General features: G+C 60.0%; 11 protein-coding genes and 1 tRNA gene. 7 read left to right on the top strand and 5 right to left on the bottom strand.

The window, feature by feature from the left end; genetic code table 11:
- Positions 1 to 125: 125 nt before the first annotated feature.
- The gene (locus GNP00_RS03095; protein WP_343034306.1) at positions 126 to 845 is read right to left on the bottom strand and encodes a DUF6790 family protein; all 720 of its coding nucleotides are present in this window, start codon (positions 843 to 845) and stop codon (positions 126 to 128) included.
- A 122-nt stretch (positions 846 to 967) separates the two neighbouring features.
- Positions 968 to 1,058: transfer RNA gene (locus tag GNP00_RS03090), tRNA-Ser, on the bottom strand.
- Positions 1,059 to 1,556: 498 nt separating this feature from the next.
- Here GNP00_RS03090 and GNP00_RS03085 point away from each other — a divergent pair.
- Complete coding sequence (locus tag GNP00_RS03085) at positions 1,557 to 2,687, top strand: porin (RefSeq protein ID WP_166015716.1); 1,131 nt, start codon at positions 1,557 to 1,559, stop codon at positions 2,685 to 2,687.
- A gap of 101 nt (positions 2,688 to 2,788) precedes the next feature.
- On the opposite strand, the gene GNP00_RS03080 is transcribed toward GNP00_RS03085, so the two are convergent.
- Positions 2,789 to 4,831 (bottom strand): lytic transglycosylase domain-containing protein, encoded by a 2,043-nt coding sequence (locus tag GNP00_RS03080; protein ID WP_166015714.1) that lies wholly within the window; start codon positions 4,829 to 4,831, stop codon positions 2,789 to 2,791.
- 341 nt (positions 4,832 to 5,172) lie between these two features.
- On the opposite strand from GNP00_RS03080, the gene dapA reads away from it, so the two are divergent.
- Together dapA and smpB are read left to right on the top strand one after the other, a co-directional pair.
- Positions 5,173 to 6,054, top strand: coding sequence for a 4-hydroxy-tetrahydrodipicolinate synthase (gene dapA, locus GNP00_RS03075; protein ID WP_011580281.1), 882 nt, complete (start codon positions 5,173 to 5,175; stop codon positions 6,052 to 6,054).
- Between the two features lie 27 nt (positions 6,055 to 6,081).
- Positions 6,082 to 6,549: an SsrA-binding protein SmpB gene (smpB, locus tag GNP00_RS03070; protein WP_011580282.1), complete on the top strand. Its 468-nt coding sequence runs from the start codon at positions 6,082 to 6,084 to the stop codon at positions 6,547 to 6,549.
- A gap of 273 nt (positions 6,550 to 6,822) precedes the next feature.
- Here the strand turns inward: smpB and GNP00_RS03065 are convergent, their stop codons facing one another.
- Both GNP00_RS03065 and GNP00_RS03060 read right to left on the bottom strand, forming a co-directional pair.
- Complete coding sequence (locus GNP00_RS03065; protein ID WP_011580283.1) at positions 6,823 to 7,485, bottom strand: uracil-DNA glycosylase; 663 nt, start codon at positions 7,483 to 7,485, stop codon at positions 6,823 to 6,825.
- The gene (locus GNP00_RS03060; protein ID WP_011580284.1) at positions 7,482 to 8,066 is read right to left on the bottom strand and encodes a LabA-like NYN domain-containing protein; all 585 of its coding nucleotides are present in this window, start codon (positions 8,064 to 8,066) and stop codon (positions 7,482 to 7,484) included. The genes GNP00_RS03065 and GNP00_RS03060 overlap by 4 nt, the downstream gene beginning before the upstream one ends.
- A 308-nt stretch (positions 8,067 to 8,374) precedes the next feature.
- Here GNP00_RS03060 and rpoZ point away from each other — a divergent pair, with 308 nt between their 5' ends.
- The 4 genes from rpoZ (at position 8,375) to acpS (ending at position 12,363) form a co-directional block, all read left to right on the top strand.
- Positions 8,375 to 8,770, top strand: a complete 396-nt coding sequence (gene rpoZ, locus GNP00_RS03055) for a DNA-directed RNA polymerase subunit omega (protein ID WP_166015712.1) — start codon at positions 8,375 to 8,377, stop codon at positions 8,768 to 8,770.
- A gap of 194 nt (positions 8,771 to 8,964) precedes the next feature.
- Complete coding sequence (locus tag GNP00_RS03050) at positions 8,965 to 11,202, top strand: RelA/SpoT family protein (protein ID WP_011580286.1); 2,238 nt, start codon at positions 8,965 to 8,967, stop codon at positions 11,200 to 11,202.
- Positions 11,203 to 11,380: 178 nt separating this feature from the next.
- Entirely contained in the window at positions 11,381 to 11,965 is a 585-nt protein-coding gene (locus GNP00_RS03045) for a DUF2062 domain-containing protein (RefSeq protein ID WP_041544549.1), read from the top strand.
- Complete coding sequence (acpS, locus tag GNP00_RS03040) at positions 11,962 to 12,363, top strand: holo-ACP synthase (protein WP_011580288.1); 402 nt, start codon at positions 11,962 to 11,964, stop codon at positions 12,361 to 12,363. Before GNP00_RS03045 ends, acpS begins: the two co-directional genes overlap by 4 nt.
- The last annotated feature ends 125 nt before the right edge of the window (positions 12,364 to 12,488 follow it).

Genomic DNA, 12,488 nt, shown 5'->3' with positions numbered 1-12,488 from the left:
ATACTAAATATCCTCAGGGTTGAAAACTGGCGGGATTGCAAAAGTTAAACGCGAATGCCGGCAAGCACCCTTCCAGGCGCTGTACACTTACTCACCGCGATTTGAGGCTCCAATAACGCCGCCGCTTAGCTGCTCAATGCGGGGCTGCGGCTGGTCCTGCCATAGCGCATCCAAATCAGAAGACCGCCCAGCAGGGGCACCAGGATGTCCGTATAAAAAATTATGCCGGCATTTCCGGGTGCGAAATTCCCGGCGGTTATCATTTGGTAAACATGGCCTGCCGCCGCGCCGAGTAAAAAGGAGGCCGGGCCGACAACTGCGGCAAGCCGCATTTCGAAGCCGCCTTTGTAGGCAAGGAAGCCGACTATGGCGAAGCCCAAGCTGGCCCAGCCAACCTCAGCCTGGAAGGGGCTGTTCTCCCAACCGATAAAGGATGCGGCCATATCGCCGAAAAAGACGTGCATGACGAAATTATAGAGGAAGGTGAAGCCGATCACGAATAACGCGTAGAAGGCGAGTGCCTTCTCTGGAAGCTGATGCTCTCTGGAGCCGCGAGCCCGAGCAAGCGAAATCACTGTCGCAATAGCGGCAATGATCAGGAAGGTCAGTGTGAAGTTGCTTAGGAAAAATGCGATCAGCTGTGCCATGTCGCGATGTCCACCAATAATGCGGCCGCTACCGTTGTTGAGGCTTTGCAGCCTCTTGCCCACATTTACCGCAATATCGAGATGCTTGTCATAGATGATCGCAGCTCCCGCTTGGCCTGCGGTGCTCGCGGGCAGTTCCGAAATCGTCCGCTCGCCGTAGCAAGCGCTAGCTTGGCCTTGAACTCGGCCGAAAGGCATCTGCGTGTCTGATGCTGTTGGCAGGCAGTCGACTTTGAGCCGTGTAGTCAACAGATATGGGGAAGAATTTGGGACGCCGATCAGAGTCAGAACCTGATCAGGCGAAATCGGTGAGAAACCGGTGGCGGAGAGAGCGGGATTCGAACCCGCGAGGCCCTTTTGGAGCCTACTCCCTTAGCAGGGGAGCGCCTTCGACCACTCGGCCACCTCTCCGTTGCTCCGCACATAGCCGCATGCCCTTAGGATTGCAAGGCAGGCAAACGTCAATCCAAGCCAAGACGCCGTCCGACATGACTAAGCTCCCGCCTTATTGGACCATCATGCCGAATCCGGCGGATTTTCGGCGAAACACGCGGATCACCTCGAATCGGCTCAGGCAGCCGCGTCGGCGCATGATTCGCACCTGCAGGAGGTCAAAGGGAGCCGCTTCAAAGCCTAAGGAAAGGAAAACCGGGTTCACATCGTTACCGAATGGTAAATTCGGACGGTCAGATCGTGGCTTTTGTGCAACAGATCCCGCGCATAGCGCTGCGCGCGCTCGTTCTGCCGGTTATGATGGTTGAACGCTGCTGCGTCCTGGGTAATGTCAACCGCGGAGAAGGGGCGCCAGGGGGCGCAACTTTTCACACGTTGGGGATGGGGCAGGGAAAGCTGTCCTTCAGCAAAAAATACCCAGACCCTTTCTTTAGAACCTTTGACTGGAGGTCAGAAATGAACATTAAGAGCCTTCTGATTGGCTCCGCGACTCTTTCAGCAGTCGCGACGGGCGCCCAGGCGGCCGATGCCATCGTCGTTCCGGAGCCGGAGCCGATGGAATACGTGCGCGTCTGCGACGTCTATGGCGCAGGCTTCTTCTACATTCCGGGGACCGAGACCTGCCTCAAGATCGGCGGCTATGTCCGTTACGAGATGGGCTACTCCGATGGCGACATTTCCGAGCAGGACGGCTGGAGCAAGCTGGCCCGCGCTACGGTGACCCTCGATGCCCGTTCCGAGACCGAGTACGGCACGCTGGGCGGCTTCATCGAGCTGCGCTTCGAGAGCCGTGGCGGCACCGTGACGGAATTCGCTGGCGGCGTTAACGAGGAAGAAGCCCTTTCGAATGGTATCCTGGACACGACCTCGCGCGTGCAGCAGGCGATCATCTCCCTGGGCGGTCTCTCCATGGGTGTCGCGGACACGCTCTATGACGCCGGCCTTTCGGCTGAGTTCGATCGTGGCGGCGGCGACCGTGCGCACTTCATCCGCTACACCTTCGACGGCGGCAGCGGCTTCACGGCTGCGGTGGCTCTCGAAGAGGTCGATCGTGGCCATGACTGGACGCCGAATGTCGTCGGCAAAGTCGGCTTCACCCAGGGCTGGGGTGGCGTAAACCTGTGGGGCGCCTATGACGCCACTGCCGGTGAGTTCGCCCTCAAGGCCATTGCCAAGGCTGACCTGACCGAGGCTGTGTGGCTCGAAGCCATCGGCACCTATGAAAGCGGCATCAACTTCTACTCGGTTGACCCGGACAACAGCACCGGCGGCGACTTCTTCGGCGGCACGGCACTCGCTGGCTACCGCGAAGGTGCCCAGTGGTCCGCTGGTGGCTTGATCGGCTACAAGTTCAACCCGCGCTTCAAGGCCTCGATCGGTGCTCAGTACTTCAACGAGGTTGGGCATGAAGCCGGCACCGCGCTTTACGGCGGTGAGGTTGATGCGCTCCGCGCTGGCGCCACGATCGACTACGCGATCGTCGAGAACTTCAACGCCAAGCTGGCCATCAACTACACCACCTTCGACACGCCGGCTGGCGATCTCGACCAGTGGCACGGCTTCCTGCGGTTCGACCGCAAATTCTAATCTGATTTAGAAGAAAGCCTAAAAGACCCGGCGGGCTTGCCCGCCGGGTTTTTCTTTGAAGAACGCTTTGTTGTCGCGATAAATGATCTGCTCTTCAGCGGCTATCCGCGCCCGCTCACCAGGTCTTCCACGATATCGAACCGGCCCGTGAGCCGCATCTTGTAGACTTGGTAATTCTCCATCACGCGCTGCACATAATTGCGCATTTCGGTGAAGGGGATGCGCTCGATCCAGTCGACCACCTCCTCGATTGGCTTTCCGCGCGGATCGCCATAGCGCTCCATCCATTCGTTGGCGCGGCTGGGCCCGGCATTGTAGCCGATGAAGGTGAGAATATAGGAGCCGTCGAAGCGTTCGAGCTGGTCGCTCAGATAGGCCGCGCCGAGCGTGGCATTGTAGCCGGCATCCGAAGTAAGCTTCGCGGCCGAGTAGGGCAGGCCTTCCTTTTTCGCCACCATTTTGGCCGTCGCCGGCATGAGTTGCAGGAGGCCGCGCGCTCCGGCGTGGGAGACAGCCTCTGCATTGAACTCGCTTTCCTGGCGAGCGATCGCATAAGCGAGTGCCTTGCCGGCGCCTTCTATGGACGCCTTTTCCGGGATGGCGCCGATCGGATGCGCCAGGGCGCCGATTTCGAGGCCGCGCGCGGCGGCTATCTTGCCCACACGCAATGCGAGATTATGGTCGCCTTTCCGCTCTGCGAGCTGTCCAAGCAGCGCCAGCTCTCCCGTGCTCGAAAGTTCTTGTGCGAGATCGCGGTAGAGAATGCCGGCGAGGCGTATTTGGCCGGCTTTTTCCAGCCGGGCGATGGCAAGAACAGGTTCCCGCGCCGAGAAATTCTTCCGGTCCGTTGCGCTGGGATCCGGGCTCCCGGCGATGATCTTGCGTCCGAGGCGGGCTGCTGAAAGCTGGCCGTAGAAGGTCGCTCCATAGGCGGCGGCCTGCTCGTAAAAGCGGGTGGCGTCTCCCGGAGCGCCCGCGTCAGCCGCGCGGCCAAGCCAATAATAGGCGCGTGCCTTGGAAATCGGACCATCGGCGATCTTCGCGATGCGGGCAAAGTGAGGCTCCGCCAATTTGGCGTCGTTCAGGCTCCGCAGCGCATACCAGCCGGCGTGGAACGCGGCATCGGCCATGCTGGCCTTGCTGCCGCCCAGATGAGCGGCGGCAATGCGATAGGCAAGGCGTGCATCGCCGTGATCCAGAAGCTCCCGCGAAAGAACCCGCCGTTCGAACCACATCTCATCGGCATCGATCAGCATGGAGGCGTCGCGCGGGGCAGCAAGCATCGCCTCGGCCGCTTCGCTGAATTTCTCCGCCCGGCGCAGGTGGCGTGCCTTGGCGAAATAATACCCGGCAGACCGCTGCGCGGCGGGCACCGCGTCCAAAAGCTCTCCGGCCTTGGCTTCGCCGCGAATAACGGCTGCCCAAGCCTTTACCAACGCCTCGGCTCCCGCGCGCTCGGCGACGCGCTCGGCGGAACGGATGCGTTCCTCATAGAGCATGCGCTCTATGCGGTGCCGGTGATCGGAAACGGGAATCACATCGCCGAATTCATTGAGGATTGCCACTTCCTGCTTGGGGTCCAGCGTCTCCTCCCGCCACAGGGGAGAAAGCGCCGCCTGCGCGGCATCGGTGTTCCCGAGTTCCAGATGGGCGCGGGCGAGCGCAACCGCTCCTTGATAAGTGCTGGGCCGCGAGCGGCCGAAGGCTGCGATCACCTGTTGCGCCGTCGGCTTTTCCCAATAAAGGGCGCGTTCGCTGTTCTCCCGCAGCCGTGATTTCCCCGGCCAGCCGGAAAGCATGTCGGCAATGTCGGCGATCTCCGCGCTTCCGGTACCGCCCGACATGGCGATAGCCCAGGAAAGGATCCGGTAATCGAGGGAATCGGGTGCCAGCGCGCTGCGCGCCTGCTTTGCTCCGGCGATATCGCCGCTCTCCAGGGCATCGAGCCCTTCCTTCAAGCTTTCGAGGTGCTCTTCCAGAAGAAGTCCGGCCGTAAAGGGGAGAGAGGCCGCGGCAGCCGCCTTGTCCATGGGGGCATAGGGTCTGGATTGCGGCAGGGGAGCGTCCGCCGGCAATTCAAATGCGTACGCAGCGCTTCCGTTGGAAAGCACGATCGCTAACGCCGTGAGCGCAGCCTTTTTCATGGAACAACCCCGTATGTTCGGGCTCTTGATGGCGAAGATGCCCGCCCCCTTTTACCCGCCCGAGAGGTGAAACGCTTGCTGACGAGCGTAATCGCAAAGGGTAGCATTTATCCAAATTAACCATTTGCAATCGAGCGTGGCGAGAATTGGGCGCGGTTCTACTTGGTAAAAACCAGTGGTGCGGCGGGCGCGGATGAGCTAGAAGCGCCGGCAGAGATTGCGCCATTGCGGAAGGAAACCTTTTTCCTGCAATTTCGCACGAATGTGGCTAAGCAAATTCGGCGCGGCTGCCCGGGCTTTGCCTGGCGGAAGCCGCCCAAAAGGAGATCGGAGTTTTCTCGATGTTCAGGGGTTCCATCACAGCGCTCGTGACGCCTTTCCGTCAGGATGGAAGCCTGGACAAAAAGGCTTTCGGTGCGCTGGTAGAATGGCAGATCGCGGAAGGCTCGAGCGGCCTTGTTCCGGTCGGCACGACCGGTGAATCTCCAACACTCACCCATGATGAGCATCAGGAAGTGATCCGCCTCTGCGTAGAGGCGGCGAACAAGCGCGTGCCTGTGATTGCCGGCGCCGGCTCCAATTCCACGCGTGAGGCGATCAGCTTCGCAGAACATGCGGAGAAGGTGGGCGCCGATGCGCTTCTGGTCGTCACGCCTTACTACAACAAGCCCAATCAGCGCGGGCTCTACGAGCATTTTGCAGCCATTGCACGGTCCACCAGCCTGCCGATCTTCATCTACAACATACCGCCGCGTTCGGTGGTCGACATGCTGCCCGAAACCATGGCCAGACTCGCAGCAGACTTTAAGAACATCGTCGGCGTGAAGGATGCGACCGCCAAGCTCGACCGGGTGTCGGAGCAGCGGGAGGCCTGCGGGCCCGATTTCATCCAGCTCTCGGGCGAGGATGCTACGGCGCTGGGCTTCAACGCCCATGGCGGGGTGGGGTGCATCTCGGTGACGGCAAATGTGGCGCCTCGCCTGTGTGCGGAGTTCCAGGCCGCTTCGCTCCGCGGCGACGGTGCGCGCGCCATCGAACTTCAGGATCGGCTGTTTCCGCTTCATAAGGCGCTCTTTCTGGAGCCCAACCCCGCCGGCGCAAAATATGCATTGTCCCGACTGGGCAGGCTTGAGAATGTGCTGCGCTCGCCGCTGGTCACGGTCGAGGCATCGACGGCCGAGAAGATTGATGCGGCGATGAAGCACGCGGGGCTCTTGAACTGACGCGCCGATGCAGGCATTCCCTTCCTCATGGCCAAGAACACGAACATCACGACGGTTGCCGACAACCGTAAGGCGCGTTTCTCCTATGAGGTGATCGACACGCTGGAAGCGGGCCTCGTGCTTTCGGGCACGGAGGTGAAGTCGTTGCGCGAGGGGCATGCGAACATCCAGGAATCCTATGCGGCGGTGGAAGGCGGCGAGATCTGGCTGATCAATTCCCATATCCCCGAATACTTCGCCGGTAACCGCTTCAATCACGAGCCGCGCCGCCGCCGGAAGCTCCTCCTTTCCAAGAAGGAGATGGCCCGGCTGGCGCAGGCCGTGGAGCGGGAGGGGATGACGATGGTGCCCCTGAAGCTTTATTTCAACGAGCGCGGCATCGCCAAGCTGCTGCTTGCGATCGCACGCGGCAAGAAGCTTCACGACAAGCGCGAGACCTTGAAGCAGCGCGATTGGAGCCGGGAGCAGGCGCGGCTTTTGAAGGAAAGAGGGTAGGGCAGTAGGCCAGCGACTACAGCCCACAACAATGCTCCCGCTTGACCTTCAGTACCGGAAACGCGTCGATATTCAGGCATGGATCCTCGGGTCAAGCCCGAGGATGACGAACGCAGAGGCGTTTCCGCCAATCACCTGCGTTGGAGATTTGCCAGAATCTCATCACCTCGTCATCCTCGGGCTTGACCCGAGGATCCATGCCTGAACGTTGTTGAAGGGCACAGGCCAGCAGGGCTTGTGGCGTCCGGGCCGGGAACGCTGTCCCATTTTGCCTTACTGGCTTAAAAACTCCCTCGCTCTCCGAAACACCTCCACGAACATCTCTTCGGTCAAGACGCCGGTGTTCGTGTTGTAGCGCGAGCAGTGATAGCTGGAAAAAATGCGCAGATCTCCGGCCTGTTCCTCGGCTCCGTGGATGAAGGGAATGGCGCTCACGCGATGGCCGAGCGCCCGCACGGTGGAATCATGCGCGATTTTACCGAGCGTCACGATGCCCTTGAGGTTCGGAAAGCGTTTGATCGTCGGTGTCAGGAAATAATCCCGGCAGGTGCGGATTTCGCTGGTCTCCGGCTTGTTTTCGGGCGGCACGCAGCGGACGGCATTGGTGATGGCTACGTCCGTGAGGCTCAGCCCGTCGTCCGGCCGGGCCTCGAACCGGCCGCTCGCGAATCCGAAGCGAATGAGCGTTCCATAGAGGAGCATGCCTGCATAATCACCGGTGAAGGGACGCCCGGTCCGGTTTGCGCCACGCAAACCCGGCGCAAGGCCGACGATCAGAAGCCTGACAGCCTGCTCGCCGCCGGTTGGAAGAAAAGTGTGAACGGGCGCGTTGAACCACTCCGGCTCCTTCTCGCGCCAGCCGGCGATGAAACTATGAAGACGTGGACACAGCGGGCAATCGCGCGGCGGATCTCCAGCCGCAAGGGGGAAGCTCATTCAGGCTCGTCTTGGTCAAGTTCCGTGGGGTCCGGGCGGCGCACGGGCCGCTCGCTTGGATCGCGTCCCACCTCCGTCTGCAGCGTGGCCAAATCAATGAAGTGATCGGCCTGCCGGCGCAACTCGTCCGAGATCATGGGCGGCTGCGACTGGATGGTCGAAACGATGCTCACTTTGCGGCCCCTGCGCTGCAGCGCTTCCACAAGCGTCCGGAAATCCCCGTCGCCGGAGAAGATCACATAATGGTCGACCACATCGACAAGCCCCAGCGCATCGATGGTGAGCTCGATATCCATATTGCCCTTGATCTTCCGCCGGCCAGTCGAGTCGGTGAATTCCTTTGCCGGTTTGGTGACCACCTTGTAGCCGTTATAGTCGAGCCAATCGATAAGCGGCCGGATAGAGGAGTATTCCTGGTCCTCGACAAGAGCAGTGTAGTAGTAGGCGCGCAGAAGGTAGGCGCGTTTCTGAAAACTCGCCAGAAGCTTTCTGTAGTCTATATCGAAACCCAAGGATCGCGAAGTGGCGTAAAGATTTGCGCCGTCTATGAACATCGCGATCTTTTCGCGGGGGTCAAACATTCTCAAATATCCTTCATGGCAAACGCAGGATGCGAATAGCCGCAATGCGCCATTTCATCGCGGCGATGCCGCTCTCACTCCGTGACATAGTGCGGACTTGTTTTGATGCCAATGCCAATTAAATTGTGGAGGAAAAAAAACTGCAAATAACGGGTCTAAGTTCCCGGTGATGTCGCGTTAACCGTCTAAAGCTCTGTCGATGAGGAACGGTTAGAGGCCGACGGCCGTGGGGTGTTGTATTTTTCACGTGGAAAAGCTATGGACCCAGCAGTTTCCGAAAATTTCGCGCGAATGAAAGGGGCGAACATATGGCCCGTGTGACCGTTGAGGACTGCATCGACAAGGTCGAGAACCGCTTTGATCTGGTGCTTCTCGCAAGCCATCGTGCGCGCCAGATCTCCCAGGGCGAGCAGATCACCATAGATCGCGACAACGATAAGAATCCTGTGGTGGCGCTTCGCCAGATCGCTGACGAGACTTTGTCTCCGGGCGACCTCAAGGAGGCTCTGATCCACTCGCTGCAGAAGCATGTGGAGGTGGACGAGCCCGAGGCAGACCTGCCGCAGATCGCCAGCCAGGCGGAAGAAACTCCGGATGCCGAACTTGCGCCGGAGGAGAACATCGCCTTCGACCGTATGAGCGAGGAAGAGCTGCTGGCCGGCATCGAAGGACTGGTCCCCCCGGAGAAGAACGACGATTTCTGATCGGCGTTCTTGCGCGGCCGCCTGGCGGCGCAAGTCAACTCCTCCGGACGAATTTCACATGCGCCGCATGCCTGATGCGGCGCATGATTCATGTTATAGGCTGCATTGCATTGGCCCTAGAAGCACGATGCGTGGGTTCAATTATTTACAGCGTCCGTCCTAATGAACGCATGGCGTTGTAGGAGAAGCCGCCCATGATGCGTCAGTACGAGCTTGTCGAGCGTGTACAACGCTACAAGCCTGACGTGAACGAGGCGCTTTTGAACAAGGCCTATGTCTACGCCATGCAGAAGCATGGTCATCAAAAGCGTGCTTCGGGCGATCCCTATTTTTCCCATCCGCTCGAAGTGGCCGCTATCCTGACCGACATGCACCTGGACGAGGCCACGATCGCCGTTGCCCTGCTGCACGACACGATCGAGGATACGTCCGCCACGCGCGATGAAATCGACGAGCTCTTCGGCTCCGAGATCGGAAAGCTGGTCGAGGGGTTGACCAAGCTGAAGAAGCTGGACCTGGTTTCCTCCAGGGCCGAGCAGGCGGAGAACCTGCGCAAGCTGCTCCTGGCCATATCCGAGGATGTCCGCGTACTTCTCGTGAAGCTTGCCGACCGGCTGCACAATATGCGCACGCTCGATCACATGCCGTCTCATAAGCGCCTGAGGATCGCCGAAGAGACCATGGAGATCTATGCACCGCTGGCCGGCCGCATGGGCATGCAGGACATGCGCGAGGAGCTGGAGGAACTGGCCTTCCGCTACATAAATCCCGAGGCCTATCATGCCGTGACCGAGCGCCTTGCCGATCTGACGGAGCGGAACCGCGGCGTCATCGGCGAGATCGAACAGGCGCTCCAGCATCTGTTCGAGAATTATAAGATAAATGCGGCAGTGAAGAGCCGGCAGAAAAAGCCGTGGTCCGTTTTCCGCAAAATGGAGGCAAAGGCGCTCTCTTTCGAGCAATTGTCGGATATCTTCGGCTTTCGCGTGATCGTAGAAACCGTTGAGGATTGCTACCGCGCCCTTGGCGCCATTCACACCACATGGTCGCTCGTTCCGGGCCGCTTCAAGGACTATATCTCGACCCCGAAGCAGAACGACTACCGCTCCATCCACACGACGATCGTCGGTCCCTCGCGCCAGCGCGTGGAGCTGCAGATCCGCACGCGGGAGATGGACCGGATCGCCGAATATGGCGTGGCGGCACATTCGCTCTACAAGGATTTCGGTCCCAAGCTGAACGGCACCGGTCACCAGATCTCCAAGGACACCAACGCTTATGCATGGCTGCGTCATACGATCGAGCAGCTTTCCGAGGGCGACAATCCTGAAGAGTTCCTGGAAAACACAAAGCTCGAGCTTTTCCAGGATCAGGTCTTCTGCTTCACGCCCAAGGGACGGTTGATCGCGCTGCCGCGCGGGGCCACGCCCATCGACTTTGCCTATGCCGTCCATACGGATGTCGGCGATACCTGCGTGGGCGCCAAGGTCAACGGCCGCATCATGCCTTTGATGACTGAATTGAAGAACGGCGACGAGGTGGAGATCATCCGCTCCAAGGCACAGGTGCCGCCCGCCGCCTGGGAATCGGTCGTGGTCACGGGCAAGGCGCGATCGGCCATCCGTCGCGCCACGAGAAACGCCATCCGCAGACAATATTCAGGGCTCGGCGCGCGCATTCTCGAACGTGCCTTCGAACGGGCGGGCAAGGTCTTCAACAAGGATCTGTTGAAGCCGGTGATGCATCGCCTTGCCCGAAAGGACGTTGAGGACGTGCTGGCTGCCGTCGGCCGCGGCGAGATAACGTCACAGGACGTGCTGCGCGCCGTCTTCCCCGATTACAAGGATGAGCGCGTAACGGTGCAATATCCCAAGCGGCGGGAAGAGGGCTGGTTCAACCTGCGCAACGCGGCGGGCATGCTTTTCAAGATTCCCGGACGTGCATCCCGCCGGAAGGGAAAGGAAGCAGTGTCCAGCGAGAATGGGGCGATTCCCATCCGCGGCGTTTCCGGCGACCTTCCGGTGCGCTTCGCGCCCGAAGGGGCGGTGCCGGGAGATCGCATTGTAGGCATCCTCTCACCGGGAGCCGGCATTACGATCTATCCGATCCAGTCGCCATCGCTGACGGCCTTCGACGATCAGCCGGAGCGTTGGATCGACGTTCGCTGGGACATCGACGAAAACATGAAAGAGCGGTTTCCGGCGCGCATCCGGGTGACCGCCATCAACGAACCCGGCTCACTTGCCACCATCGCCCAGGTGATGGCCTCCAATGATGCGAATATCCACACCCTTTCGATGCAGCATACCGCCCCCGATTTCACCGAAATGGTGTTTGATATCGAGGTCTGGGACCTGAAGCATCTCAACCGTTTGATTTCACAGCTAAGGGAAACGAGCTGCGTGGGCAATGTCCACCGGGTGAACGGATAGACGTCATTACCCGCCCTGCAACCTCCATATTTGTGTAGAGAGACAAACCGGGGTTTGCTGTTGCCGGTTTGCGGCGGCGCGGTCGAGGCTTACATAGTGAGTACCGCCCGGCGGAAGATGATGTTGATATAAGTAGGACGATGCGGACGCGGCGGCCGCAAGAGTGCAGCACGAAGGCATGTTGTTCAAGCGCAGGACAAGGGTATCACTTTGGGAGAGGCTGAGGACGATGGTCTGGCCTCGCCGTTCATATCAGCGGTCAGCGACCTACCTGGTCAAGCGCGCCCTGAGGCTTAGTGCCACGCCGCATGCGATCGCCGCGGGCGTTGCCGCCGGGGTGTTTGCCTCATTCACGCCCTTCATGGGATTTCACATTATCATCGCAGCAGCGGTAGCGTGGGTGATCCGCGGCAATCTGGTCGCTTCCGCCTTGGGCACCTTTGTCGGCAATCCGCTGACCTTTCCCTTCATTTGGGGAGCCACGCTCGAGACGGGCAAGTTTATCCTGCGCGGCGAACATCCGGCAGGAATAGGACCTAAGGATATCGGACACATGCTCTGGCATCTGGAATTCGAGAAGCTTTGGGAGCCTTTGCTGAAGCCGATGGCGATCGGTTCGCTGCCGCTTGGCTTGCTGGCGGGATTGATCTTCTACTTTGTGACTCGCGGAGCGACGAATGCCTTTCGCGAGGAACGGCGAAAGCGGCTGGCGGAAAGGGCGCGGCGCCGGGCCGCGGGCGGCGCGGACGCGGTGGCATCATGATCGTCGGAATCGGCAGTGACCTCATCGATATCCGCCGTGTCGAGAAAGCGCTTGAGCGGCATGGCGAGCGCTTCACTCATCGCGTTTTCACAGAGGTCGAGCGCGTCAAATCCGATCGGAGGCGCATGCGCGCCGCTTCTTATGCGAAGCGTTTTGCAGCCAAGGAGGCTTGCGCCAAGGCGCTAGGGACGGGACTGGCTCAAGGCGTATTCTGGCGCGATATGGGCGTGGTGAATTTGCCGGGCGGCAAGCCTACCATGCATTTGACGGGCGGGGCGGCCGAGCGGCTGAATGCATTGATTCCGGCAGGTCACCGGCCGCTTATCCATCTCACCATTACAGATGATTTTCCTCTTGCCCAGGCATTCGTCATTATCGAGGCAGTGTCCGTAGAATAGCCTTGGATCCATGGTGAACAAAGAAGCTGCGAATGCCGCAGGTCGGTGCATTGCCGTAAAGGCCGCAAGCCGATAAGACGAATTGCAAAATGGGTCGCCTGGCGAGGCGGCCGAACCGAGGACGA

Origin of the sequence: Chelativorans multitrophicus, assembly GCF_011317445.1 — a bacterium.
Lineage (GTDB): Bacteria > Pseudomonadota > Alphaproteobacteria > Rhizobiales > Rhizobiaceae > Chelativorans > Chelativorans multitrophicus.
Note: the sequence above shows the minus strand (reverse complement) of the source record. Positions and strands in the feature narration are given on the sequence as shown.

Coding starts and splice junctions, on each gene's coding strand:
- GNP00_RS03045 (WP_041544549.1), top strand. CDS start 11,381: ATGTTGTTCAAGCGCAGGACAAGGGTATCACTTTGGGAGAGGCTGAGG.
- GNP00_RS03050 (WP_011580286.1), top strand. CDS start 8,965: ATGATGCGTCAGTACGAGCTTGTCGAGCGTGTACAACGCTACAAGCCT.
- GNP00_RS03065 (WP_011580283.1), bottom strand. CDS start 7,485: ATGAGCTTCCCCCTTGCGGCTGGAGATCCGCCGCGCGATTGCCCGCTG.
- rpoZ (WP_166015712.1), top strand. CDS start 8,375: ATGGCCCGTGTGACCGTTGAGGACTGCATCGACAAGGTCGAGAACCGC.
- GNP00_RS03080 (WP_166015714.1), bottom strand. CDS start 4,831: ATGAAAAAGGCTGCGCTCACGGCGTTAGCGATCGTGCTTTCCAACGGA.
- dapA (WP_011580281.1), top strand. CDS start 5,173: ATGTTCAGGGGTTCCATCACAGCGCTCGTGACGCCTTTCCGTCAGGAT.
- smpB (WP_011580282.1), top strand. CDS start 6,082: ATGGCCAAGAACACGAACATCACGACGGTTGCCGACAACCGTAAGGCG.
- GNP00_RS03060 (WP_011580284.1), bottom strand. CDS start 8,066: ATGTTTGACCCCCGCGAAAAGATCGCGATGTTCATAGACGGCGCAAAT.
- acpS (WP_011580288.1), top strand. CDS start 11,962: ATGATCGTCGGAATCGGCAGTGACCTCATCGATATCCGCCGTGTCGAG.
- GNP00_RS03095 (WP_343034306.1), bottom strand. CDS start 845: ATGCCTTTCGGCCGAGTTCAAGGCCAAGCTAGCGCTTGCTACGGCGAG.
- GNP00_RS03085 (WP_166015716.1), top strand. CDS start 1,557: ATGAACATTAAGAGCCTTCTGATTGGCTCCGCGACTCTTTCAGCAGTC.